The organism is Paraburkholderia sp. RL17-347-BIC-D (assembly GCF_046027915.1).
Lineage (GTDB): Bacteria > Pseudomonadota > Gammaproteobacteria > Burkholderiales > Burkholderiaceae > Paraburkholderia.
In genome coordinates, this window is record NZ_JARESS010000044.1 from 22,745 (window position 1) to 45,024 (window position 22,280).

23 protein-coding genes and 1 other RNA gene are annotated in these 22,280 nt (G+C 63.5%); 13 read left to right on the forward strand and 11 right to left on the reverse strand.

The annotated features are described in order from the left end of the window. The first annotated feature begins 129 nt into the window (after positions 1-129). The 3 genes from pyrC (at position 130) to rnpB (ending at position 2,541) form a co-directional block, all read left to right on the forward strand. Positions 130-1,191 carry a dihydroorotase gene (pyrC, locus tag P0D96_RS36855; RefSeq protein WP_408318577.1) on the forward strand — a complete coding sequence of 354 codons (1,062 nt, stop codon included), beginning with the start codon at positions 130-132 and terminating at the stop codon, positions 1,189-1,191. 12 nt (positions 1,192-1,203) lie between these two features. Beyond that, complete coding sequence (locus P0D96_RS36860) at positions 1,204-2,031, forward strand: DUF3025 domain-containing protein (protein ID WP_408181125.1); 828 nt, start codon at positions 1,204-1,206, stop codon at positions 2,029-2,031. 96 nt (positions 2,032-2,127) lie between these two features. Continuing rightward, positions 2,128-2,541, forward strand: an RNA gene (gene rnpB, locus P0D96_RS36865) — RNase P RNA component class A. A 109-nt stretch (positions 2,542-2,650) separates the two neighbouring features. Here rnpB and P0D96_RS36870 read toward each other — a convergent pair. Then, complete coding sequence (locus tag P0D96_RS36870; RefSeq protein WP_064268831.1) at positions 2,651-3,073, reverse strand: OsmC family protein; 423 nt, start codon at positions 3,071-3,073, stop codon at positions 2,651-2,653. Positions 3,074-3,720: 647 nt separating this feature from the next. Here P0D96_RS36870 and rplM point away from each other — a divergent pair. The 3 genes from rplM to erpA all read left to right on the forward strand — a co-directional run bounded on the left by rplM (position 3,721) and on the right by erpA (position 5,197). Continuing rightward, positions 3,721-4,149 carry a 50S ribosomal protein L13 gene (gene rplM / locus P0D96_RS36875; protein ID WP_020069304.1) on the forward strand — a complete coding sequence of 143 codons (429 nt, stop codon included), beginning with the start codon at positions 3,721-3,723 and terminating at the stop codon, positions 4,147-4,149. Positions 4,150-4,160: 11 nt separating this feature from the next. Continuing rightward, on the forward strand, positions 4,161-4,553 hold the full coding sequence (gene rpsI, locus P0D96_RS36880; protein WP_011489810.1) for a 30S ribosomal protein S9: 393 nt from the start codon (positions 4,161-4,163) through the stop codon (positions 4,551-4,553). Positions 4,554-4,831: 278 nt separating this feature from the next. Further along, the gene (erpA, locus tag P0D96_RS36885; protein ID WP_007180424.1) at positions 4,832-5,197 is read left to right on the forward strand and encodes an iron-sulfur cluster insertion protein ErpA; all 366 of its coding nucleotides are present in this window, start codon (positions 4,832-4,834) and stop codon (positions 5,195-5,197) included. An 81-nt stretch (positions 5,198-5,278) separates the two neighbouring features. On the opposite strand, the gene P0D96_RS36890 is transcribed toward erpA, so the two are convergent. Next, positions 5,279-6,409: an anhydro-N-acetylmuramic acid kinase gene (locus P0D96_RS36890; protein WP_408287810.1), complete on the reverse strand. Its 1,131-nt coding sequence runs from the start codon at positions 6,407-6,409 to the stop codon at positions 5,279-5,281. Positions 6,410-6,616: 207 nt separating this feature from the next. Here P0D96_RS36890 and tyrS point away from each other — a divergent pair, with 207 nt between their 5' ends. From tyrS to P0D96_RS36905, 3 genes are all read left to right on the forward strand, one after another. Then, positions 6,617-7,861 (forward strand): tyrosine--tRNA ligase, encoded by a 1,245-nt coding sequence (tyrS, locus tag P0D96_RS36895; RefSeq protein ID WP_408318579.1) that lies wholly within the window; start codon positions 6,617-6,619, stop codon positions 7,859-7,861. A 31-nt stretch (positions 7,862-7,892) separates the two neighbouring features. After that, complete coding sequence (gene dtd / locus P0D96_RS36900) at positions 7,893-8,351, forward strand: D-aminoacyl-tRNA deacylase (protein ID WP_408287804.1); 459 nt, start codon at positions 7,893-7,895, stop codon at positions 8,349-8,351. 104 nt (positions 8,352-8,455) lie between these two features. Continuing rightward, positions 8,456-9,127: a histidine phosphatase family protein gene (locus tag P0D96_RS36905; protein WP_408287801.1), complete on the forward strand. Its 672-nt coding sequence runs from the start codon at positions 8,456-8,458 to the stop codon at positions 9,125-9,127. A 368-nt stretch (positions 9,128-9,495) separates the two neighbouring features. On the opposite strand, the gene P0D96_RS36910 is transcribed toward P0D96_RS36905, so the two are convergent. From P0D96_RS36910 to ruvA, 3 genes are all read right to left on the reverse strand, one after another. Then, positions 9,496-10,437, reverse strand: a complete 942-nt coding sequence (locus tag P0D96_RS36910; RefSeq protein WP_408287798.1) for an oxygenase MpaB family protein — start codon at positions 10,435-10,437, stop codon at positions 9,496-9,498. 31 nt (positions 10,438-10,468) lie between these two features. After that, positions 10,469-11,533: a Holliday junction branch migration DNA helicase RuvB gene (gene ruvB / locus P0D96_RS36915; protein ID WP_408287795.1), complete on the reverse strand. Its 1,065-nt coding sequence runs from the start codon at positions 11,531-11,533 to the stop codon at positions 10,469-10,471. A gap of 118 nt (positions 11,534-11,651) precedes the next feature. After that, positions 11,652-12,233, reverse strand: a complete 582-nt coding sequence (gene ruvA / locus P0D96_RS36920) for a Holliday junction branch migration protein RuvA (RefSeq protein WP_007180436.1) — start codon at positions 12,231-12,233, stop codon at positions 11,652-11,654. Between the two features lie 160 nt (positions 12,234-12,393). Here ruvA and P0D96_RS36925 point away from each other — a divergent pair, with 160 nt between their 5' ends. Beyond that, positions 12,394-13,026 carry a LysE family translocator gene (locus tag P0D96_RS36925; protein ID WP_408318581.1) on the forward strand — a complete coding sequence of 211 codons (633 nt, stop codon included), beginning with the start codon at positions 12,394-12,396 and terminating at the stop codon, positions 13,024-13,026. Positions 13,027-13,242: 216 nt separating this feature from the next. Here the strand turns inward: P0D96_RS36925 and ruvC are convergent, their stop codons facing one another. After that, positions 13,243-13,785 carry a crossover junction endodeoxyribonuclease RuvC gene (gene ruvC / locus P0D96_RS36930; RefSeq protein WP_132373137.1) on the reverse strand — a complete coding sequence of 181 codons (543 nt, stop codon included), beginning with the start codon at positions 13,783-13,785 and terminating at the stop codon, positions 13,243-13,245. A gap of 128 nt (positions 13,786-13,913) precedes the next feature. On the opposite strand from ruvC, the gene P0D96_RS36935 reads away from it, so the two are divergent. Next, positions 13,914-14,153, forward strand: coding sequence for a hypothetical protein (locus P0D96_RS36935; RefSeq protein WP_132373139.1), 240 nt, complete (start codon positions 13,914-13,916; stop codon positions 14,151-14,153). 212 nt (positions 14,154-14,365) lie between these two features. On the opposite strand, the gene purH is transcribed toward P0D96_RS36935, so the two are convergent. The 5 genes from purH to P0D96_RS36960 form a co-directional block, all read right to left on the reverse strand. Continuing rightward, positions 14,366-15,931 carry a bifunctional phosphoribosylaminoimidazolecarboxamide formyltransferase/IMP cyclohydrolase gene (gene purH, locus P0D96_RS36940; protein ID WP_408287780.1) on the reverse strand — a complete coding sequence of 522 codons (1,566 nt, stop codon included), beginning with the start codon at positions 15,929-15,931 and terminating at the stop codon, positions 14,366-14,368. Between the two features lie 65 nt (positions 15,932-15,996). Further along, the gene (locus tag P0D96_RS36945) at positions 15,997-16,230 is read right to left on the reverse strand and encodes a Fis family transcriptional regulator (RefSeq protein WP_007180440.1); all 234 of its coding nucleotides are present in this window, start codon (positions 16,228-16,230) and stop codon (positions 15,997-15,999) included. Further along, positions 16,227-17,291, reverse strand: a complete 1,065-nt coding sequence (gene dusB, locus P0D96_RS36950; protein ID WP_408318583.1) for a tRNA dihydrouridine synthase DusB — start codon at positions 17,289-17,291, stop codon at positions 16,227-16,229. The genes P0D96_RS36945 and dusB overlap by 4 nt, the downstream gene beginning before the upstream one ends. 239 nt (positions 17,292-17,530) lie before the next feature. Beyond that, a complete protein-coding gene (locus P0D96_RS36955; protein ID WP_408318585.1) occupies positions 17,531-18,919 on the reverse strand; it encodes a UbiH/UbiF/VisC/COQ6 family ubiquinone biosynthesis hydroxylase in 1,389 nt (462 codons plus the stop codon). Positions 18,920-18,940: 21 nt separating this feature from the next. Then, positions 18,941-20,347 (reverse strand): aminopeptidase P N-terminal domain-containing protein, encoded by a 1,407-nt coding sequence (locus P0D96_RS36960; protein WP_408287774.1) that lies wholly within the window; start codon positions 20,345-20,347, stop codon positions 18,941-18,943. Between the two features lie 203 nt (positions 20,348-20,550). On the opposite strand from P0D96_RS36960, the gene P0D96_RS36965 reads away from it, so the two are divergent. Both P0D96_RS36965 and loiP read left to right on the forward strand, forming a co-directional pair. Next, a complete protein-coding gene (locus tag P0D96_RS36965; protein ID WP_132373149.1) occupies positions 20,551-21,165 on the forward strand; it encodes a glutathione S-transferase C-terminal domain-containing protein in 615 nt (204 codons plus the stop codon). A 301-nt stretch (positions 21,166-21,466) separates the two neighbouring features. Then, positions 21,467-22,225 carry a metalloprotease LoiP gene (gene loiP, locus P0D96_RS36970; RefSeq protein WP_408287769.1) on the forward strand — a complete coding sequence of 253 codons (759 nt, stop codon included), beginning with the start codon at positions 21,467-21,469 and terminating at the stop codon, positions 22,223-22,225. Positions 22,226-22,280: the final 55 nt, after the last annotated feature.

The following is a 22,280-nucleotide window of genomic DNA, read 5'->3' on the forward strand; positions in this document are numbered from 1 at the left end:
ATGATGATTTTCCAAGCATATCACCGAGCCAGAAACGCCAAATAGCAAAATTGACGTGTGTTTATGCCGCAACGTTGCGGTTTGACCGCATAGATTGGCTTTTGTCGTCGAATCTCGTCCCCCGCCGCCATGACCGCTTCCAACGCTTCTCTCGACTCCATCACGCTCGCCCGCCCGGACGACTGGCACCTGCACGTCCGCGACGGCGCGATGCTAGCCGCAGTGTTGCCGGACACCGCGCGCCAGTTCGGCCGCGCGATCATCATGCCGAACCTGAAGCCGCCGGTCACGACCACCGCGATGGCGCAGGCGTATCGCGAGCGGATCGTCGCCGCGATTCCCGCAGGCGCAAAATTCGAACCGCTGATGACGCTGTACCTGACCGACAACACGCCGCCCGACGAAATCCGCCGCGCGCGAGAAAGCGGCTTCGTGCATGGTGTGAAGCTGTATCCGGCGGGCGCGACGACCAACTCGGACGCGGGCGTCACCGACATCATGAAGTGCGCCAAGACGCTCGAGGTGATGCAGGAGTTGGGCATGCCGCTGCTCGTCCACGGCGAGGTGACGGATTCGTCGATCGATCTGTTCGATCGCGAGAAAGTGTTCATCGACCGGGTCATGACGCCGCTGCGCCGCGCGTTTCCGGCGCTGAAGGTAGTGTTCGAGCACATCACCACGAAAGATGCAGTCGACTATATCCGCGAGGCCGGCGTGGCGCCGGAACTGCTGGGTGCGACGATCACGGCGCATCACCTGCTGTACAACCGCAACGCGATTTTCCAGGGTGGCATTCGGCCGCATTACTACTGCCTGCCGGTGTTGAAGCGCGAGACGCATCGCGTGGCGCTGGTCGAGGCGGCGACCTCGGGCAATCCGCGCTTCTTCCTCGGCACGGACAGCGCGCCGCATCCGAAGGGGCTGAAAGAGCACGCGTGCGGCTGCGCGGGTTGCTACACGGCGCTGCACGCTTTGGAACTCTATACGGAAGCGTTCGACAAGGCCGACGCACTGGACAAGCTCGAAGGCTTCGCGAGCTTTTTCGGCGCCGATTTTTATGGCCTGCCGCGTAGTGCGGACAAGGTCACGCTGCGTCGTGAGGAATGGATTCTGCCGGCCGAACTGCCGGTCGGCGATACGCCGGTCGTGCCGTTGCGCGGCGGCGAGTCGATCGGCTGGCGCCTGGTTTAAGGCATCAGCAAGATGCAGGCGTATGAGGCGGAGCTGCCGGGCTTCGCTGCAATCGACTGGTCGAAGCCGTGGTTCGCGCCGTTCGCCCAACGCGGCAAGCGCTGGCAGCAAGCTGCGCTGACGAGCTATGAGGCGTTGCTCGCCGCAATGAACGCCGACGCCGGCGAGATGCGGCAGATCACCGGCCGCGGCCAGCGCCTTGCGTTCATCGCGCAGGACGATCTGCCGCCCGGCGCGGCGTACGAAGCGCATATCGCGTCGACCGGCTGCGTGCCGACGCGCCACAATCTGCACGACTTCTTCAATGCATCGATGTGGTTCGCCTTTCCACGCATCAAGGCGGCGTTGAACGCGCGGCAGTCGGCCGCCATTGATGTGTTGGGCATCGGTCCGACCCGCGGCGGCGTGCGCGATACGCTGACCTTGTTCGACGAGAACGCGCTGCTGTTCCCTTGCGCGGATCCCGCTTTGAGCGCGGCTTTGCGTGGCTTCGACTGGCACGCGCTGCTGGTGGCTCGGCGCGAAGCATGGGGCGCGAGTTGTGAGGTGCGCTGCTTCGGTCATGCGTTGATGGAAAAGCTGATCGCGCCGTTCAAGGCCTGCACGGGGCACGCGTGGATCGTCGATGTGCCCGCCGCGTATTTTGAGTGGGACGCTGTGAAGCGGGATGCGTGGCTGGACGAATCCGTCGCCGCCGCGCTGCTCAACACCGATGCGCTGACGAGCCGCATGTTCGCGCCGTTGCCCGTGCTGGGCATTCCGGGTTGGTGGCAGGAGAACGACTCGCCCGCGTTTTACGACGACACTTCCGTGTTTCGCACAGGACGGCGCGCGCGTTGAGCGCGCTGAGCTGCGTTCCAAGATCCCTTGGTCGTTCGGCTATTTGAACGGTAGATCCGGCTTGCAGCGCCCGCAGGTGTTAAAATCCGCACCAGCAAAGCGGGCCAGGCAGTCGCGGCCTTTGCGGCTTCGGCCAAAGAGGGCGAGGAAAGTCCGGACTCCACAGGGCAGGGTGATGGCTAACGGCCATCCGTGGCAACACGCGGAACAGGGCAACAGAAAGCAAACCGCCGATGGCCCGGCGCAAGCCGGGATCAGGTAAGGGTGAAACGGTGCGGTAAGAGCGCACCGCGGCTGCTGCGAGGCAGACCGGCACGGTAACCTCCACCCGGAGCAATTCCAAGTAGGCAGGCTAGCATCTTCGAGATGCAGGACGGGGCCCCTGTCACGTCTGCGGGTAGGAAGCTTGAGCGCGTCAGCAATGGCGCGCCTAGAGGAATGGCTGCCACGCGCGTCGCGTCTTCGGACGTTGCGCGTGCACAGAATCCGGCTTATCGGCTTGCTTTGCCACCCAACAAAAAATGCCGGCGTCCAGATGGACGCCGGCATTTTCTTTTTGTGCGTGACGCGCGCGCTGTGGGGAGCTCGGGCTCGCGCCGCAGCACGCGCAAGGCCGCGTTCAGCCCGCGACGATGTCGAACGAGTGCGTCAGCTCAGCCGTCTTGGCGATCATGATCGACGCCGAGCAGTATTTGTCGTGTGACAGGTTGATCGCGCGTTCCACGGTGGCCGGGTTCAGATTCTTGCCCGTCACGGTGAAGTGAAAGTGGATCTTGGTGAACACTTTCGGATCTTCGCTGGCGCGTTCGGCCTTCAGCGTCACCGAGCAATCGCTGATTTCCTGACGGCTTTTCTTCAGGATCATCACGACGTCGTAGGCGGTGCAGCCGCCCGTGCCGAGCAAAACCATTTCCATCGGACGCGGCGCGAGGTTGCGGCCGCCGCCTTCAGGCGCGCCGTCCATTGCCACCAGATGGCCGCTGCCCGTCTCGGCTGCGAACGCCATCCCGTCTTGCCCCATCCAGCTCACTTTGCATTCCATGCTGTGCTCCACCGCGCTTTGCCATATCGAGACGGCATTGTAGCCCGGTGTTTGAGTGTCCGCCCGAGGCGACTTTTGCCGCAAGTTATGCGTGATGTCGGCTTGCGTGTTGCGCTGCGGCATGTTCAGCCGATTCGGGAATGCCCTGACGGATTTAGGGGTTTTACTCTAGATGATGTCTTGGCGTGCTGCCGTTCCTGCAAGCTTTAGCCATTGATTAAAAAGGATATTTTACATTTCAAGGTCGATAAGTGCGGTTGCCACATTATGAAATCGCATTTCGCAATGCAAATGTTCTTGCGTCGCACAAGGTGGACTCATATAATCCGTTTTGTCTCCTCCACCTCCTCCTTTGGTGGATTAAACCCGAACCGCTCGTTCGGGTTTTTTTTCGCCCGCGCTCCGTCGGCGCCCGGCCGATTCACGTGCGAAAGACCGCCAGATCACGCTCCCGACTGCCGGATTGCCGCGAAATCTCGCGCAGCTCCCGTACGTTTTGACTTGCCGTAGCAAATTCCTTTATAATTCAGGGCTTTTCCGCATCCGCGCCCGCGGAGGAAGAACCAGGGAGAGCCTGCACGCGCCTCGATGCGCACACTACAAGCAGGAAAAAACACATTGGGCGCAGCAATTTTTTTGGATCGATCATGAAGACGTTTTCCGCAAAAGCCCATGAGGTTACGCGTGAATGGTACGTGATTGACGCGACGGATAAGGTTCTCGGGCGTGTCGCCAGCGAAGTGGCACACCGTCTTCGCGGCAAGCACAAGCCTGAATTCACTCCGCACGTCGACACCGGTGATTTCATCATCGTTATCAACGCCGGCAAGCTGAAGGTCACGGGCAACAAGGCTACTGACAAGAAGTACTATCGCCACTCGGGCTACCCGGGCGGTATCTATGAAACGACGTTCGGCAAGATGCAAGAACGCTTCCCGGGCCGTGCGCTCGAGAAAGCGGTCAAGGGCATGCTGCCGAAGGGCCCGCTCGGCTACGCGATGATCAAGAAGCTGAAGGTCTACGCTGAAGCAACGCATCCGCATTCGGCGCAACAGCCGAAAGCGCTCGAGATCTAAGGGGAGCCCACATGATCGGTAACTGGAATTACGGCACGGGCCGCCGCAAGAGCGCCGTCGCACGCGTCTTCATCAAGGCAGGCAAGGGCGATATCGTTGTGAACGGTAAGCCTATCGCCGATTACTTCTCGCGCGAAACGTCGCTGATGATCGTGCGTCAGCCGCTGGAACTCACGAACCACGGCGTCACGTTCGACATCAAAGTCAACGTGACGGGTGGCGGTGAAACGGGTCAAGCCGGTGCGGTTCGCCACGGCATCACCCGCGCGCTGATGGACTACGACGCAACGCTGAAGCCGGAACTGTCGAAGGCTGGCTTCGTTACGCGTGACGCTCGTGAAGTCGAACGTAAGAAGGTCGGCTTCCACAAGGCACGTCGCAGGAAGCAATTCTCGAAGCGTTAATCGCTTCGGGTGCGAGCCGGCTTTCGGGCCGGAGCGCTGCAAAAGCCGCCAACGCTTTCGCGAAGGCGGCTTTTTTCATGGGTTCGCGCCTCGGTGCGGTTCAGTGTTGCCGCAACGAACTCGTCGTCAAAGCGGCGAGATATCCCGCTCAGCCGGGCTGGTGGCGGCAGAACGCGCCGTCCATCGATTTTCAGGAAGAACCCATTGATTTTGTGGGCTTCAGCACGATATCGAGATCAGCCCTACAATAGCGGTTAGAAGCTTTTTGGAGAGTTCGAATGAACGCAGTCACCGATACACCCGTGACCGAGATGCCCGCCCCCTTCGTTTTTACCGACGCAGCGGCTGACAAGGTCAAGCAACTGATCGAAGAAGAAGGCAATGCGGACCTCAAACTGCGCGTTTTCGTGCAGGGCGGCGGCTGCTCGGGCTTTCAGTACGGTTTTACCTTCGACGAAGCCGTCAACGAAGACGACACCGTCATGAACAAGAGCGGCGTCCAGCTGCTGATCGATTCGATGAGCTACCAGTATCTGGTGGGCGCTGAGATCGATTACAAGGACGACATCAACGGCGCGCAGTTCGTCATCAAGAACCCGAATGCTACGACCACCTGTGGTTGCGGCTCGTCGTTCTCGGTGTGATGGCCGGTTGAGCGAAAGCATGTGAGAAACGGGGCTTCGGCCCCGTTTTTTATTGCCTGCGCCTTGGATCTCCCAAGGTGATCAGCGTGGATAGATCGCCCCGAGTACGCGCTCGGCCGACGCGCCCGTGACCGCGGGCAGATTGCCCGGCAGACGCGCCACGCAGCGCATTGCAAGCCAAGCGAACGCCAGCGGCTCGACCTGGCTCGGCGGCACGCCGAGCGCATCGGTCGTCATCACGGGAACGCCGCTGACGCCGCTGTCCTCCAGTGCCTGCTGCAGCGCCTTCAGGATCTCCGGATTACGCGCGCCGCCGCCGCAGACATAGACCGCTCTCGCATCCGACGCGTGCCGCTCGATTTCGCGCGCGACTGTCACTGCGGTGAGCGCAACCAGCGTCGCTTGCACGTCGGCGGGGTCGAGCCCGGCGAACGGCTGTAGCTTCGCATCGAGCCATTCCGCATTGAACAGGTCGCGGCCAGTGCTCTTCGGCGGCTGTTGGGCGAAAAAGGGCTCGTCGAGCAAGGCGTTCAGCAGCGTGCGATCCACCTGGCCGCCCGCCGCGAAATGGCCGTTCTCGTCGAAGGGTTTGCCGAGATGGCGCTGCGCCCATTCGTCGAGGAGCGCGTTGGCCGGCCCGCAGTCGAAGCCGCGCACGCTGCCGGTCGCGTTCAGGATCGTGATATTGCTGATCCCGCCGAGATTGCAGACCACCCGCGTTTCGTTCTTCGCGCCGAACACCGTGGCGTGAAAAGCCGGCACGAGCGGTGCGCCCTGGCCGCCGGCCGCGACGTCGCGGCTGCGGAAATCGGCGATTACGTCGATATGCATCATTTCCGCGAGCAGCGCCGGGTTGTTGATCTGCCGCGTATAACCCTTTTCCGGCCGATGTCGCACCGTCTGCCCATGCACGCCGATCGCACGCACTTCAGCGGCGGGCACGCGGCTGCCGTGCAGCAGTTCGTGGCAGCACACCGCGTAACGCGTGGCGAGCGCGTTGGCGGCCAGCGCCTCGCGCTCGATCTCGTTGTCGCCCGGTTGCTGGAGCGCGAACAATGCGTCGCGCAGGCCCGCGGCAAAGCCGACAAACGCCTCGGCCAGCACTACCGGTGGCTTCCCTTGCGCGAACTTGACGGCCACGCCATCCACGCCGTCCATGCTGGTGCCGGACATTAATCCAAAGTAGACGCCGTCTGCGGGGTCTTGCGCCACGTTGCTGCTCCTCTCGATGGTTCGTTGCGATCCGTTGTAGCAGATTATCGGGCGAAGCGCGGTCGAATATAAAGCGTCGCGACGCCGGCGGCGGGCCGCCGAACGCGGAAAATCGCGCGTCGGCGGGGCGCTTGCGGCTGCGTCAGTGGGCGCGGCGGCGCGCATCTATGGGACAATCTCCTTTTTTCGCGACTTCACGTTTCCAGCATGAGCACCGAGTCCACTAAGCCCAGCCCCGCCTTCCCGATCACCGACGAAGTCCGTCACGCCCTCGCGGTCACCAAACGCGGTGTCGACGAACTGCTGATCGAAGACGAATTCGCGCAAAAACTCGCGAGGAGCGCGGCGACTGGCAAGCCGCTGCGCATCAAGCTCGGGCTCGATCCGACCGCGCCGGATATCCACATCGGCCATACGGTCGTGTTGAACAAGATGCGCCAGTTGCAGGATCTCGGCCATACCGTGATCTTTTTGATCGGCGATTTCACGTCGCTGATCGGCGATCCGTCGGGCCGTAACGCCACCCGGCCGCCGCTCACGCGCGAACAGATCGAATCGAACGCGAAGACGTATTTCGAGCAGGCCGCGCTCGTGCTCGATCGCGACAAGACCGAGATCCGCTACAACAGTGAATGGTCGATGCCGCTCGGCGCCGACGGTATGATCAAGCTCGCGTCGCGCTACACGGTGGCGCGGATTCTCGAGCGCGAAGATTTCACCAAGCGTTTTCAAGGTGGCGTGCCGATCTCGATTCACGAGTTCCTGTACCCGCTGATGCAGGGCTACGACTCGGTCGCGTTGAACGCGGACCTCGAACTCGGCGGTACGGACCAGAAGTTCAACCTGCTGGTGGGCCGCGAGCTGCAGAAGCAATACGGCCAGGAACAGCAGTGCATCTTGACGATGCCGCTGCTCGAAGGGCTGGACGGCGTTGAGAAGATGTCGAAGTCGAAGAACAACTACATCGGCATCAGCGAAAAGCCGACCGACATGTTCGGCAAGCTGATGAGCATTTCCGACCTGCTGATGTGGCGTTACTTCGAACTGTTGTCGTTCCGTCCGATGGACGAAATCGCGGGCTTCAAGAAGGAAATCGAAGCGGGCCGCAATCCGCGCGATTTCAAGGTGATGCTCGGCCAGGAAATCGTCGCGCGCTTCCACTCGCAAGCTGATGCCGAGCGCGCGCTGGATGACTTCAACCATCGCGCAAAGGGCGGCGTGCCGGACGATATTCCGGTCGTGACGCTTGCGGGCGCGCCGCTCGCGATCGGCCAGTTGCTCAAGCAGGCTAACCTCGTGCCGTCGACCAGCGAAGCGCTGCGCAACATCGAGCAGGGTGGCGTGAAGATCGATGGCGCGACCGTGTCCGACAAGGGCCTGAAAGTCGAAGCCGGCGAATATGTCGTGCAGGTCGGCAAGCGCCGTTTTGCGCGCGTCACGTTGACGGCCTGATGCGCCGCACGTCGCAACCGGAGTCGCGCCGATGATCGCGCTGATCCAGCGCGTGCGGCGCGCGGAAGTGCGCGTGGCGGACCGCGTAACCGGCGCGATCGAAGCTGGCCTGCTCGCGCTCGTCTGCGCCGAACGCGGCGACACGGATGCGGCCGCCGACCGGTTGCTCGCCAAGGTGCTCGGCTATCGCGTCTTCAGCGATGCCGCCGGCAAGATGAATCTCTCCGTGCAAAATCTCGACGGCGCCAGCCGCGCGGGCGGTTTGCTGCTCGTGTCGCAGTTCACGCTGGCCGCGGACACCAACAGCGGCCTGCGTCCGAGCTTTACGCCGGCCGCGCCGCCCGATGAAGGCAAGCGCCTCTTCGATTACTTCGTCGCGGCCGCGCGGGCGAAGCATCCGATCGTCGAGACCGGCGAATTCGGCGCGGACATGCAGGTGTCGCTCGTCAACGACGGGCCGGTCACGTTCTGGCTGCAAACGAACGCCTGATTTTTGTCCTTCCATGCGCGCCGTGGTGCGCGCATCCATCCTCCAGCCGCTTTTGCGACAATAACGGCTCGGCATAACCGGCTAATGGCGCCCACTTTCATTCCATGACGACGCAGATTCTGTTCATCCGACACGGCGAGACCGACTGGAACCGCATCAAGCGCATTCAAGGTCACATCGACATTCCGCTCGCCACGACAGGGCTGGCTCAGGCGCAGCGCCTTGCGCGCCGCATGGCCGACGAGGCGAAGCAGGGCGCACGGCTCGACGCGATCTATTCGAGCGATCTGCAACGCGCGCAGCAAACCGCCCAGCCGATCGCCGATGCGCTCGGCTTGCCGCTGCAGTTGCGCGAAGGCCTGCGCGAGCGTTCCTACGGAGCGTTCCAGGGCCACGACAGCGACGAGATCGCCCTGCGTTTCCCCGATGAATACGCGCACTGGCAAACGCGTGACGCGGGCTTCGCGCCGCCGGAGGGCGAGTCGCAACGCACGCTCTACCATCGCGTGCTGCACGCGATCGAACCGCTGGTCGCCGCGCATCCCGGTGGACGGATTGCCTGCGTCGCGCACGGCGGCGTGCTTGATTGCGTGCGACGTTTTGCCTGTGGCTTGCCGCTCGATGCGCCGCGTGACTATCCGCTGCTGAACACGAGCGTGAACACGGTGAATTTCGACAATGGCAAGGCGACGATCGTGTCGTGGGCGGATGTTTCGCATCTCGATGCGCCGAGTGCGGATGATAGTTTCAAGAAGGTGCCGGAGCCGGGGCGTTGATTGGCGCGAGCCGACTACGGGCGTGAACACGCTAGATGCCGATAGTGGCAAAGCGACGTTCGTATTGTGGGCGAACGTCTCGCACCTCGATGCGGCGGGTGCCGGCGACAGTTTCAAGACGGTGCCGGAACCGGGGCGTTGGTTGACGCGGACCGATAGTGCGGCGCGAGTTTGAGCGGTTGACTCGGACCCTTCGCCCGCGTTCCGCGCATTCGCGCCGCCGACGTTTGGCGTGACAGTTTGTGTACGAGCCCTGAGCGGTTCGCGTACCTGACGACTGACGCGGCGATTTGCACGCATACTCGCGCGGCTCGAATAACTGACGTTTGATTGGGCGGCTTGCGCGCGTACGAGCGCCGTCGCTCGCGTTACTCCGGCTCGCGTACACCTGCAGCCACACGGCGCCGGGCCCGTTTCGACACACCATTCACCAGCGCCCAACGAATGACAGGCGCCACCAACCGCACACCCGGCCTCGCCATCGCACGGCGAAGCGCCGCGTAGCGCTGAAATCCCAACATCGCCTGTGCCCAATCGGGCAGCAGATCGACACCTGCGTTGAACATCAACACGCCGGCCGGTCGCATCGAAACGCTCGGGGCGGGCGCTGTCATCAGAACCCTCACGACTTCGCGCGTGCGTTCGCTGGCCACAAGCCCGGGCTTCATCGCGAGCAGGTAAGCGTCGATCTCGGCTCGCGAGCGCGGAATGTCCGACGCGCCGAGCATCTCGGCAATGCGCGCGGTCTCCGCGAAATACTGATCCTGCGCGGCAACGGGCAGCGACGGATTCACATAGCGCAAGTGCGCGGTCATGAAGCTCGACACTTCGGCGACATGCACCCACGTCAACAGCGCGGGTTCGCTTGCGCGATAGGGCTGGCCGTCAGGCGCGACGCCGCTGACACCGAGATGAATGCGCTTCACACGTTCGACCAGCGCTAGCGCGTCGTGCCGGCTGCCGTACGTCGTGCCCGCGATGAAAGTCGCGGTGCGGCGCAGGCGGCCGAGAATGTCGGTGCGAAACGTCGAATGGTCCCACACGCCGGCGAGCGCCAGCGGATGCAACGCTTGCAGCAATAGCGCGCTGATGCCGCCCGTCATCATCGACGTGAAATCGGCGTGGACTTTCCAGCACACCGAGTCCGGCCCGAACAGGCCGGGGTCGCCCGGAGGCGACAAGTAGTCGAGCGTGGGACCGCTGCCGCTTGTCAGATGCGTAACCCCGGCGGCCAGCTTCGAGCGAAGCCTGTGGGTGAGAAGCTGCGAGAGACTGCTGGAAGAGTTGGGTTGCCTGGTTTGGTCGGACATCCTGATTCGGTCTCGCGCTGTGTGTATCGGCTCAGGTTGCGGCCGTATCCCACAGACCGGGCAGGCCGCTCGACGAGTCGGGCGCGGCGAGGCCGAAATGCCGGTACGTCAGCATCGTGGCGACGCGGCCGCGTGGCGTGCGTTGCAGGAAGCCTTGCTGGATCAAATAAGGCTCGAGCACGTCTTCAATCGTGTCGCGTTCTTCGCCGATCGCCGCGGCCAGATTGTCGACGCCGACCGGGCCGCCGTCGAACTTGTGCAGGATCGCCTCGAGCAGTTTGCGGTCCATCAGGTCGAAGCCGACCGCATCCACGTCGAGCATCTTGAGCGCGGCGTCGGCCACTTGCGCGGTGATGTTGCCGTCGGCCTTCACTTCGGCGAAGTCGCGCACGCGCCGCAGCAAGCGGTTCGCGATCCGCGGCGTGCCGCGCGCGCGCTTGGCGATCTCGAACGCGCCGTCCGGATGGATCTGCGCATGGAGCAGCGACGCCGAACGCGTGACGATGCGCGCCAGTTCCTCGGCGTTATAAAACTCGAGCCGCGCCACAATGCCGAAGCGGTCGCGCAACGGGTTGGTCAGCATGCCCGCGCGCGTGGTCGCGCCCACCAGCGTGAACGGTTGCAGGTCCAGCTTCACGCTACGCGCGGCCGGACCTTCGCCGATCATGATGTCGATCTGATAATCCTCCAACGCCGGGTACAGAATTTCTTCGACGACCGGCGAGAGCCGGTGAATTTCGTCGATGAACAGCACGTCGTTGGCTTCGAGATTGGTGAGCAGCGCGGCGAGGTCGCCGGCGCGCTCGAGCACCGGCCCCGACGTTTGCCGCAGATTGACACCCATTTCCCGCGCGATGATGTGCGCGAGCGTGGTTTTGCCGAGGCCTGGCGGCCCGAACAGCAAGACATGGTCGAGCGATTCGGAACGGCGCTTGGCGGCCTCGATAAAGATTTCCAGCTGGCCGCGCACTTTTTCCTGCCCGACATATTCTTCGAGCTGGCGCGGACGCAACGCGCGCTCGAACGCTTCTTCGTTCGGCGAGACGGGCGTGGCCGCGATGATGCGCTCGGCGGCGAGTTTGTCGGTTTCGATCATGCGTTCATTGTACCGCGAGCCGCCCGCCGCGAAACTCGGCCGAATGGCCAGGGTGCGCGGCTCGCAGCCGTGTGCGAAGCTTCAGCCATCGCATGCACGTCGAAACGAGGGACGAGCGTCAGCCCTTGGACAGCGCCTTCAACGCGAGCTTGATGCCCTCGGAAACGCCGGTTCCCGCCGGCACGTTTTTGACGGCGGCCAACGCTTCCTTTTCGGAGTAACCCAATGCGAGCAGTGCGTTCAGGATGTCGGAGGCGTGGTCGGATGCCGACGCCGCGCCCGCCATCGCGCCCAGATCGGCGCCGATCTTGCCCTTCAATTCGAGGAGCAGGCGCTCCGCCGTCTTCTTGCCGATGCCCGGCACGCGCGTCAGACGCGCCGCGTCCTGCATCGTGACGGTCTGCGCGAGTTCGTGCACGCTCATGCCCGACAGCACCGCCAACGCCATGCGCGCACCGATGCCGGAAATTTTCAGCAGTTCGCGGAACGTCGAGCGTTCCTCGGCGGTGCCGAAGCCGTATAGCAGGTGCGCGTCTTCACGCACGATCATCTGCGTGAGCAACACGACGCGTTCGCCGGTGGAGGGCAGGTTGTAGAACGTGCTCATCGGCACATCGACTTCGTAACCGACGCCGTTGCAGTCGACGAGCAGATGCGGCGGGTTTTTTTCCAGCAGAACGCCGGCAATGCGACCGATCATGGCGAATTCAATCCTGAGAGAAAGGGCGAGTGTAGCGCAGCAAATGAGTGACGAGTGGCCCGCGAGTTACGCGTAATCGCGGTTGACCCGCGCGAGGCTGCCCCATAGACTGAGATCCCTTTTGGCGGGTTCTCATCCCACTCACCCAGAAGGAGCTTTCATGCTGAGCCTCACCACTCTCGCGCTGTTTGCCGGCGCGTGTCTCGCGTTGACCGCCACGCCCGGCCCCGACATGTTGCTGATTGCCTCGCGCAGTGTGAGCCAGGGGCGTTCCGCGGGCTTTGCGTCGCTGGCGGGCATTCTGGTCGGCACGTATTGTCATGCGTTGGCCGCGGCGTTGGGGTTGTCCCAGCTCTTTCTGGCAGTCCCCGTGGCATACGACGTCGTGCGTTTTGCCGGCGCCGCGTATCTGCTCTATCTCGCCTGGAAAACATTCCGCACGCAGGGCACGGTGCTCGCGCCGAATGCGTCGATGAGCCGTTATCCGGTTGGCCGCATTTTCCGCCAGGGCCTCTTCACCAATCTGCTGAATCCGAAAGTCGCGCTGTTCGTGCTCGCGCTGTTTCCGCAATTCGTGCGGCCCGAAGCGGGGTCGGTCGCGTTGCAGATCATGGTGCTGGCCACCGTGCTGAACCTGATCGGCTTCTGCGTGAATGGCGCGGTGATCCTGATGGCGAGCAAGCTGAGCCGCAAGCTGTCGGCTGGGCAGCGGCCGTCGCGGCTGCCGCAGTATCTGCTGGGGACGGTGTTCGCGGGATTGGCCTGCCGGCTTGCGCTGGCTGGTCGAAATTGATCGGGGCGGCTGCGCCGTTGCGTACCAGCTTGCGTGAGCCGTGAGCCGTGAGCCACGAACCACGAACCACGAACCACGAACCACGAACCACGAACCACGAACCACGAACCACGAACCACGAACCACGAACCACGAACCACGAACCACGAGTCGCGAGCCATGAGGCATGACACGCACGCGCGGCACAAAGGCGGCCAACGGGCCGCGTTTGCCACGCTATCCGACCAACCGTCCTCGCCTCACGCGTAGCCCCTTCTTCGCCAGCGAAGGCGCGATGCCGCCCAACGTACTCAGCGTCGTGCCGCCGTGCGCGTGGCAGATCGCCATGCCGAGCGCGTCGGCGGCGTCGGTGCTGGGTACGCCGGAGAGATTGAGCAGGCGCACCACCATCTGCTGCATCTGCTCCTTGGTTGCGCGACCGTAACCCACCACGGCCTGCTTCAATTGCAGGGCCGTATATTCGGCGACCGGCACGCCGCCCGCGACCAGTCCGCAAATTGCCGCCCCGCGTGCCTGGCCGAGCAGCAAGGTGGATTGTGGGTTGACGTTGACGAACACTTTTTCAATCGCCGACTGATCCGGCGAATGCTGGCGGATCAATGTGGAGATGCCTTCGAAGATGGTGCCGAGGCGCGACGGCAGATCGGCGTCGGCGGTCTTGATGACGCCGCTCGCGACATAGCTGAGCGTGTGACCGCTTTGGTCGATCACGCCGAAGCCGGTCACACGCAGGCCGGGGTCGATGCCGAGAATTCTCATGAGGTGCCGCAAATGCGGTAAAAACCAGGTGCTTGCGATACTACAACACACGCGCCGCGTGGCGGTCGGCGCGCAGCGCTGTCGGCGGAATAAAAACTGCTGCGTGTGCTGCAAGGAGGCAAGCACACATGGAGCGCTATCGGAATCTCAGCGGCGACTCAGGCGTCGAGGCTTATGAAATCGGCGACGATTTTGTCGCGGTCCGCTTCAGGCACGGCGTGGTGTATTGGTACACCGAGGCGAGCGTCGGCGCACGGCATGTCGCCGCGCTCAAGCGTCTTGCGCGACGCGGGCAGGGACTCAGTACTTATATCAGCCAGCACGCGGACGTGAGCGGTGGCTACGCGAGAAAGGAACCGGACGACTGAGCGGCGCGAAAAGCGTGGCGTGGGCACGGCACAACCGGCACAAGCTGCACAACTGGCACGAACGGCACGAACGGCACACGCGGAACAAGCGCGACACCAAAGAAAACGGCCCGACGGAAAATTCCGCCGGGCCGTTTCTGTAAAGCTCAAATCTCACCAGCAGCCCGGTTTCACCAGGAAACAGACGCCGCTATTGAAACCCAAACCCCAACTCAATGCCGGAAGTGCCGCACCCCAGTCAGCACCATCGCGATATTGTGCTCATCCGCCGCGCTGACCACTTCATCATCGCGCATCGAACCGCCCGGCTGAATCACGCAGGTCGCGCCTGCCGCCACCACCACGTCGAGGCCGTCGCGGAACGGGAAGAACGCATCCGACGCCACCGCCGAACCGGCCAGCGTCAAACCGGCGTTCTGCGCCTTGATGCTGGCGATGCGCGCCGAGTCCACGCGACTCATCTGACCCGCGCCTACGCCGAGCGTCATGCCGTTGCCGCAGAACACGATGGCGTTCGACTTCACGTACTTCGCCACGCGCCACGCGAACAGCAGATCGTTCATTTCCTTCGGCGTCGGATGACGCTTCGTGACCACGCGCAATTCGCGCGGCTGCACGTTCTTCGAGTCGAGCGACTGCACCAGCAGGCCGCCGCCCACGCGCTTCAGATCAAACGCGTTGTGGCCTTCGCCCAGCGCGATTTCCAGCAGACGCACATTCTGCTTCGCCGCGAACACCTTGCGCGCTTCGGCGCTGAACGACGGCGCGATCAGCACTTCAACGAACTGCTTGGCCACGGCTTGCGCCGCTGCTTCGTCCACTTCGCGGTTGAACGCGATGATGCCGCCGAACGCCGAGGTCGGGTCGGTCTGGAACGCCTTCGCGTACGCTTCGTTGGCGTCCGCCCCGACTGCCACGCCGCACGGATTCGCGTGCTTGACGATCACGCAGGCCGGCACGTCGAAGGTTTTCACGCATTCCCACGCCGCATCGGAATCCGCGATGTTGTTGTACGACAGTTCCTTGCCTTGCAACTGGTGGTAGTTCGCCAGTGCGCCGGCCGGCACGCTCAGATCGCGGTAGAACGCGGCGCTCTGATGCGGGTTTTCGCCGTAGCGCAGGTCCTGCACCTTGTCGAACGCCAGGTTGAACGTCGCTGGATAAGCGTTGCGCGACGCGTGCTGCAGTTCGTCGGTCAGGCTTGTCAGGTAGTTCGTGATCGCGCCGTCGTATTGCGCGGTGTGGGCGAACACCTTGGTGGCGAGGCGGAAGTTCGTCTTGTACGACACGGCATTGCTGTGCGCGCGCATCTCGTCGAGCACGACCGCGTAGTCGGCCGGATCGACCACCACCGTCACGTCGCGATGATTCTTCGCGGCCGAACGCAGCATGGTCGGCCCGCCGATGTCGATGTTCTCGATCGCGTCTTCCAGCGAGCATTCTTCCTTCGACACGGTCTGCACGAACGGGTACAGATTCACGACCAGCAGATCGATGGTCGGAATGTCGTGCTTTTCAAGCGCCGCCATATGTTCCGGCAGGTCGCGGCGCGCGAGGATGCCGCCGTGCACCTTCGGATGCAGCGTTTTCACGCGCCCGTCCAGCATTTCCGGGAAGCCCGTGTAATCGGCGACTTCGGTGACGGAGAGACCCGCGTCCGCGAGCAGTTTCGCGGTGCCGCCGGTCGACAGGATCTTGACGCCGAGGTCCGACAGCGACTTGGCGAAGTCGACGATGCCGGACTTGTCGGAAACGGAGATGAGCGCTTGCTTGATCATGATGAAGACGAAAAGCCGAAGGGAAACGTGGCAGGGCGCGAGAAACTACAACGAATTACAACGGGCTACAGCAAACCGTGCTGTTGCAGCTTCTTGCGCAGCGTATTGCGGTTGATGCCGAGATACTCGGCGGCCAGCGACTGATTGCCGCCGGCCTGCTCGAGCACCACTTCGAGCAGAGGTTTTTCTACGCAGGAAATCACCATGTCGTAGACGTCGTGCGGATTGGAGCCGTCGAGATCCTGGAAATACATCCCCAGGCTGTCGCGGACAGATTGTTCGATATTGTTCTTGCTCATGCTGCTAGTCGGTCGGTATGGTCCGGCTCGCCGTTATTGTTGAGCGTTTCGTCGACGTAGACGAGGCGGTCGGAGATCGCCTTTTGTGCGTCGAAGAACTCGTTGACGGCGAGGAGTTGTTCGCGCGTGGTGTCCAGCGTATTCATGCGATGCCGGAACACGTTGGCGCCAGAAAGGCCGCGAGTGTACCAGCCGATGTGCTTACGCGCAGTGCGGACACCCGTAAATTCGCCGTAGAAAGCGTAGTGGTCTTCCAGATGCTCGTTCATCACCTGCTGGATTTCGTCGATGCGCGGCGGCGGCAGCAACTCGCCCGTTTGCAGGAAATGCTCGATCTCGCGGAACAGCCACGGGCGCCCCTGCGCCGCGCGGCCGATCATGATGGCGTCGGCGCCGGTGGCGGCCAACACCTCGCGTGCTTTTTGCGGCGAGGTGATGTCGCCGTTGGCGACCACCGGAATGCGCACCGCCGCTTTCACCGCGGCGATGGTCTCGTATTCGGCGTCGCCGTGATACAGGTCGGCGCGCGTGCGGCCGTGCACGGTCAGCATCGAAATGCCGGCCGATTCGGCCAGACGCGCGACGTTCAGCGCATTCTTGTTCTCGCGATCCCAGCCCGTGCGGATCTTCAGCGTGACGGGCACCGCGTCGGGGCCGACGCCGACCGCGCTCACCACCGCCTCGACGATGCGCTGCACCAGCGGCTCGTTCTGCAACAGGGCTGAACCCGCCGCCACGTTGCACACCTTCTTGGCCGGGCAGCCCATGTTGATGTCGATGATCTGCGCGCCGTTCGCCACGTTGTAGCGGGCCGCTTCGGCCATCATGGCCGGATCGGCGCCGGCGATCTGCACGGCGATCGGCTCGACCTCGCCCGCGTGATTGGCGCGGCGCATGGTCTTCTCGCTTTTCCACAACTGCGCGTTCGAGGCGACCATTTCCGACACCGCATAGCCCGCGCCCAGCCGTTTGCACAGTTGCCGGAACGGCCGGTCGGTCACGCCGGCCATGGGCGCGACGAACAGGTTATTACGCAGATTGTGGGAGCCGAGAGTAGGCATAACGTGGGACGCGGTGGACGCGCGCGCGGCCGATTGGTCAATTTCTGTCAATCGGAGCGTTGGCGAAATGCGAGAGAAAACCGCTATTTTAGCGTTAACGGATAGCCGGCACCCGACATGTGCCTGTCGTAACCCATTAAATCTTCTATGAAAGTGCGCCGATTCATAGAACCGGCGCTGCTCGCGAGGCACCTTCCGCGTGAGGCAAAAAGTCCGTGCGGCGCGAGCGGGCGGCGCGCCTAGCGGCGCTGTCCGAACATCATTTGCCGTGCCAGCGCGGTTTTCACGGGCGGCAGGAATTCGAGCGCGGTGAGGGCGAGGCCGCGCATGATCGCGAGCGGCGCGAAGTCGATGGTGAAAAGGCGCGCGAGCGTGTCGGTGGCGCCGATCGTCATGCGCCGGTCGAGTGCGCGGCGTTGCGCGAAAGTGGCCAGCGCGAGCGGGGTCGGACCTTCCGCCGACAAGGCGTCGGCGAGCGCGTGGGCGTCGCGCAGACCCAGGTTCAGGCCCTGACCCGCCACCGGATGCAGCGTCTGCGCCGCGTTGCCGATCGCGACGACGTGGCCATTCACCAGCGTTTCCACGGCGTTCAGTCCCAACGGGAACGACGCGCGTCCCTTGATGTGCGTAAAGCGGCCCATGCGGTCGCCGAACGCGGCGCCGAGTTCGCGCAGGAAGTCTTCGTCGGAAAGTTGCGCGCGGCGCGCGGCTTCCTCGGGCGCGCAGCACCAGACCAGCGCGTAGTCGGCGCCGCGCACGCCGCCCATCGGCAGCAACGCGATCGGACCTTGCGACGTGAAGCGCTCCCACGCCACGTGCGGTTGCGGTGCGGATACAGTCACCGTGCCGACGAGTGCGGTCTGTCCATAGTCGCGCGTGCCGGGGTCGGCGACGCCTCTGCCAGCACGCCGTGCGGCGTCGCCGTCCCGGCCGGCTTGCCGATCGGCGCTTTTCGCCGCGCTGTCGGCGGCTTGACTGTGGGCATCGTCGGCGCCGTGGCCGACTTGCCTGTCCGCACTCGTGCTGGCGCCTTTGACGGCGCGTTTGCCCGCCACTCGACCTGACGACTTCTGATCACCGAACAAACCGCCTTCGGCATTCACCAGAATGCGTGTGCGCAACTGACGCGTGACGCCCGCGGTTTCGATCGGCAGCGTGACGCCGTCGAGTTCCTGCGTCGGCGCCGCGGCGGAGGTGGAGCGGAACCAGTGCACCGAGGTCGCGTGCACCGCCTCGGCGAGGCCATGCACGATCGAGCCGTAGCGCAGCACGTAGCCGAGCGCCGGCAATCCGTGCTCGCCGTGATCGATCAGCGTGCGGCCGAAGTGGCCGCGCTGCGAGACGTGAATGCGGTGGATCGCGGTGGCGTCGGCAGGCCAGCGCAGCGGTTCCAGGATCATCCGGCTGCCGTGCGACACGGCGATGGCGCGCGGATCGGCGATCGAATCTTCCGGCTCGCGCGCGTCGACGAGCGCGATCTTCAGCGCCCGCGTCGCGCTGCGGCGCGCCAGCCAGCCGGCCAGCGCCAGCCCGACCGGACCGGCGCCGACGATCGTCACGTCGAAATCGAAGGGTTGGCCGGCCTTGGCGGGCTTCAGGATCACCGTCGACTGGGAAACGTCGTTCATTACGTGTTACTTCCTTGCGAGTTACTTCGCTGCTTCGTGGGCCGCGCGGGCTTCCTGCATCAGCGCCTCGATCTCGTCGGCGGCGACCGGCACGTCGCGCGTCATCAGTTCGCAACCGGTCGGCGTGACAATCGCGTCGTCCTCGATGCGGATGCCGATGTTCCAGTAGCGCTCGGGCACGCCTTCGGTCGGCCGGATATACAGGCCGGGCTCGATGGTCAGTGTCATCGACGCCTGCAGCGTGCGCCACGGCAGCGCGCCCGCTTCGTCGCGCGGCGCGCCGCGTTCGCGGTAGTCGCCGACGTCGTGCACGTCCATGCCGAGCCAGTGGCCCGTGCGGTGCATATAGAAGGGCGCGTAGGCGCGCTCGGCGATTACGTCGTCGACCGAGGCGAACTTTGCGCGCTCGATGATGCCGGTGTCGAGCAAGCCCTGCGACAGCACGCGCACGGCGGCCTGGTGCGGGTCGTCGAAGGTGGCGCCGGCGCGGGTGGCGTCGATCGCGGCCTGCTGCGCGGCCAGCACGATGTCGTACAGCTCGCGCTGCGCCGGCGTGAAGCGGCCGCTCGCGGGGAAGGTGCGGGTGATGTCGGAGGCGTAGCCGTCGAGTTCGCAGGCCGCGTCGATCAGGATCAGGTCGCCGTCCTGAGCAATCGCGTTGCCGGCCGGGTAGTGCAGCACGCAGGCGTTCGCGCCGGCCGCGACGATCGACGTGTAAGCCGGCGCCTGCGCGCCGAACTTGCGGAATGTGTAGAGCAGTTCGGCTTCGAGTTCGTACTCGCGCACGCCCGGACGGCAAGCGGCCATGGCGCGGCGATGCGCCTGGGCGGAAATCTGCCCGGCCCGGCGCATGATGGCGAGTTCGTGATCGTCCTTGATGAGCCGCATCTCGTCGAGCAACGGGATGAGATCGCACGCGGCCGCGGGCGCGGCGACACCGCCGCGGCTTTGCGCCCGCACCGCGTCGAGCCAGCCGCGCACCCGTTCGTCCAGTTGCGCCGAGGCGCCGAGCGCGTAATGCAGCGACGGCTTGTCGGCGAGCAAACGCGGCAATTGCGTGTCGATTTCGCCGATGGCGAACGCGGCATCGAACCCGAAGGCCGCGCGCGCGCCATCCGGGCCGAAGCGGAAGCCTTCCCACGTCTCGCGCTCGACGTTTTTCTCGCGGCAGAACAGCACCGAAGCCGGCTCGCCGGGCGCGGCGCTGGCGTCGAGCACAAGCAGCGCTTCGGGTTCGGTGAAACCGGTCAGGTAGTAAAAGTAGCTGTCGTGCCGGTAGGGATAGTCCGCGTCCCGATTGCGCAACGCCTCCGGCGCGGTGGGGACGATGGCGACGCCGCCACCCGCTGCCCGCAGCGCGGCGAGTACGCGCTCACGGCGCGTGCGGTAGACGTCGATGGCGATGGTGGGTTCGGTCAGCTGGTTCATCGTGAGATTGTAGCGCCCATGCGCGGAGTTATTTTGCGCGGGATACTGGCGAAAGTGGCGGCAGACACGCGCGCGGCGCTGTTGCAATCCGTCCACAGCGAGTCCCCGTGCGGCTCGCGAAGCGTCGGCGTGACGCTTCTGAGCGCTCGTGAACGGCGCCAAGCACTTATACTTTCGCCGGATTCAGGAAAAGGCAGACGGTAATGATGAAACTCATCGGTTCGCTCGCCAGTCCCTTCGTGCGTAAAGCGCGGATCGTGCTGGCCGACAAGAAGATCGACTACGAACTGGTGCCCGAGAATGTCTGGGCGCCGGACACCCGCATTCACACCTTCAATCCGCTCGGCAAAGTGCCGTGCCTCGTAATGGAAGATGGCGAAGCGGTGTTCGACTCGCGGGTGATCTGTGAATACGTGGATACGCTGTCGCCGGTCGGCAAGCTGATTCCGCAGTCGGGACGCGAGCGTGTCGAGGTGCGCTGCTGGGAAGCGCTCGCCGACGGCGTGCTGGACGCGGCGGTGCTGATTCGCCTCGAAGGCACGCAGCGCGCGCCGGAGCAACGCGTGGACGCCTGGGTCGCGCGTCAGCAGCGCAAGATCGACGAAGCCCTGATCGCAATGGCACAGGGATTGGGCAGCAAGCCGTGGTGCGCGGGCAATCACTACACGCTCGCGGATATCGCGATGGGTTGCGCATTGGGTTATCTGGATTTCCGCATGCCGGAATTGAACTGGCGCGAACCGTATCCGAATCTGGACAAACATTTCCAGAAGCTCTCACTGCGTCAGTCGTTCATCGATACGATGCCGGCCGACTGAATAAGCGGCTAATTGGCCGCGAGGTGATGATGTTTTGAATAGCGTGGTCAGTAATATCGGGCAGTTTGCAAAATTGTGTCATTAAAGCTTCCAGAAACATGAATTAAAGCTTACGTTGTGGTAAAAATGCGCCTGCCCGTCAGGCGCATTTTTTTTGTCTGTCGCGTGGCGCAAATGTGTTCATGCAGGTTTATGCAATTTACATATCCGGCTTCTTTTGCCGACGGTATGAAACCGTTGCGAACGGGTGGTGCATTAAAAGCGCGCCGCTGAATTAATAACATCGCAGAGAGACTTCCACATGAAATCGTACCGCTTTGCCATTGCCGCTTCCGCCTGTGCTTTATTTGCGGCATGCTCGAATGTCAGCAACGTCGATCCGTCGGCGTTGATCAAGTCCGGCCAGATGGCTACTCAGGCTGCCACGCTGAGCGACGCCGACGTGCGCGCCCTGACCGACAAGTCGTGCGCGCAGCTGGACAGTGAAAACAAGATTGCCGCCGCGAACAGCAAGTACCAGAAGCGCCTGAACAAGATCGCCGCGCAACTGGGCGACAACATCAACGGCACGCCGGTGAATTACAAGGTGTACATGACCAAGGACGTCAACGCCTGGGCCATGGCCAACGGCTGCGTGCGCGTCTACAGCGGTCTGATGGACATGATGAACGACAACGAAGTGCGCGGCGTGGTCGGTCATGAAATGGGCCACGTGGCGCTCGGCCACACGAAGAAGGCGATGCAGGTCGCGTATGCGACTTCGGCGGCGCGTTCGGTGGCGTCGTCAGCGGGTGGCGTGGCGGGCGCGCTGTCCGGTTCGCAGCTCGGTGATTTTTCGGAGAAGCTGATTAACGCGCAATTCTCGCAAACGCAGGAAAGCGCAGCCGACGATTATTCGTTCGACGTGCAGAAAAAGAAGAATCTCGATCCGTCGGGATTGGTGACGGCATTCAACAAGCTCTCGGCATTGGACGGTGGTAAATCGAGCATGTTGAGTTCGCATCCGGCGTCGCCGGCGCGTGCGCAGCATATTCAGCAGCGTATTGCTTCGAACCAGTAAAGTTTGATAGGTACTAAAACGCGCGCTCGCGGTAATCCGCGGCGCGCGGTTTTTA

Bases quoted from the DNA above. Each gene is read 5' to 3' on its own strand.
- pyrC (WP_408318577.1), top strand. From the start codon at position 130: ATGACCGCTTCCAACGCTTCTCTCGACTCCATCACGCTCGCCCGCCCG.
- P0D96_RS36860 (WP_408181125.1), top strand. From the start codon at position 1,204: ATGCAGGCGTATGAGGCGGAGCTGCCGGGCTTCGCTGCAATCGACTGG.
- P0D96_RS36870 (WP_064268831.1), bottom strand. From the start codon at position 3,073: ATGGAATGCAAAGTGAGCTGGATGGGGCAAGACGGGATGGCGTTCGCA.
- rplM (WP_020069304.1), top strand. From the start codon at position 3,721: ATGAAGACGTTTTCCGCAAAAGCCCATGAGGTTACGCGTGAATGGTAC.
- rpsI (WP_011489810.1), top strand. From the start codon at position 4,161: ATGATCGGTAACTGGAATTACGGCACGGGCCGCCGCAAGAGCGCCGTC.
- erpA (WP_007180424.1), top strand. From the start codon at position 4,832: ATGAACGCAGTCACCGATACACCCGTGACCGAGATGCCCGCCCCCTTC.
- tyrS (WP_408318579.1), top strand. From the start codon at position 6,617: ATGAGCACCGAGTCCACTAAGCCCAGCCCCGCCTTCCCGATCACCGAC.
- dtd (WP_408287804.1), top strand. From the start codon at position 7,893: ATGATCGCGCTGATCCAGCGCGTGCGGCGCGCGGAAGTGCGCGTGGCG.
- P0D96_RS36905 (WP_408287801.1), top strand. From the start codon at position 8,456: ATGACGACGCAGATTCTGTTCATCCGACACGGCGAGACCGACTGGAAC.
- P0D96_RS36910 (WP_408287798.1), bottom strand. From the start codon at position 10,437: ATGTCCGACCAAACCAGGCAACCCAACTCTTCCAGCAGTCTCTCGCAG.
- ruvB (WP_408287795.1), bottom strand. From the start codon at position 11,533: ATGATCGAAACCGACAAACTCGCCGCCGAGCGCATCATCGCGGCCACG.
- ruvA (WP_007180436.1), bottom strand. From the start codon at position 12,233: ATGATCGGTCGCATTGCCGGCGTTCTGCTGGAAAAAAACCCGCCGCAT.
- P0D96_RS36925 (WP_408318581.1), top strand. From the start codon at position 12,394: ATGCTGAGCCTCACCACTCTCGCGCTGTTTGCCGGCGCGTGTCTCGCG.
- ruvC (WP_132373137.1), bottom strand. From the start codon at position 13,785: ATGAGAATTCTCGGCATCGACCCCGGCCTGCGTGTGACCGGCTTCGGC.
- P0D96_RS36935 (WP_132373139.1), top strand. From the start codon at position 13,914: ATGGAGCGCTATCGGAATCTCAGCGGCGACTCAGGCGTCGAGGCTTAT.
- purH (WP_408287780.1), bottom strand. From the start codon at position 15,931: ATGATCAAGCAAGCGCTCATCTCCGTTTCCGACAAGTCCGGCATCGTC.
- P0D96_RS36945 (WP_007180440.1), bottom strand. From the start codon at position 16,230: ATGAGCAAGAACAATATCGAACAATCTGTCCGCGACAGCCTGGGGATG.
- dusB (WP_408318583.1), bottom strand. From the start codon at position 17,291: ATGCCTACTCTCGGCTCCCACAATCTGCGTAATAACCTGTTCGTCGCG.
- P0D96_RS36955 (WP_408318585.1), bottom strand. From the start codon at position 18,919: ATGAACGACGTTTCCCAGTCGACGGTGATCCTGAAGCCCGCCAAGGCC.
- P0D96_RS36960 (WP_408287774.1), bottom strand. From the start codon at position 20,347: ATGAACCAGCTGACCGAACCCACCATCGCCATCGACGTCTACCGCACG.
- P0D96_RS36965 (WP_132373149.1), top strand. From the start codon at position 20,551: ATGATGAAACTCATCGGTTCGCTCGCCAGTCCCTTCGTGCGTAAAGCG.
- loiP (WP_408287769.1), top strand. From the start codon at position 21,467: ATGAAATCGTACCGCTTTGCCATTGCCGCTTCCGCCTGTGCTTTATTT.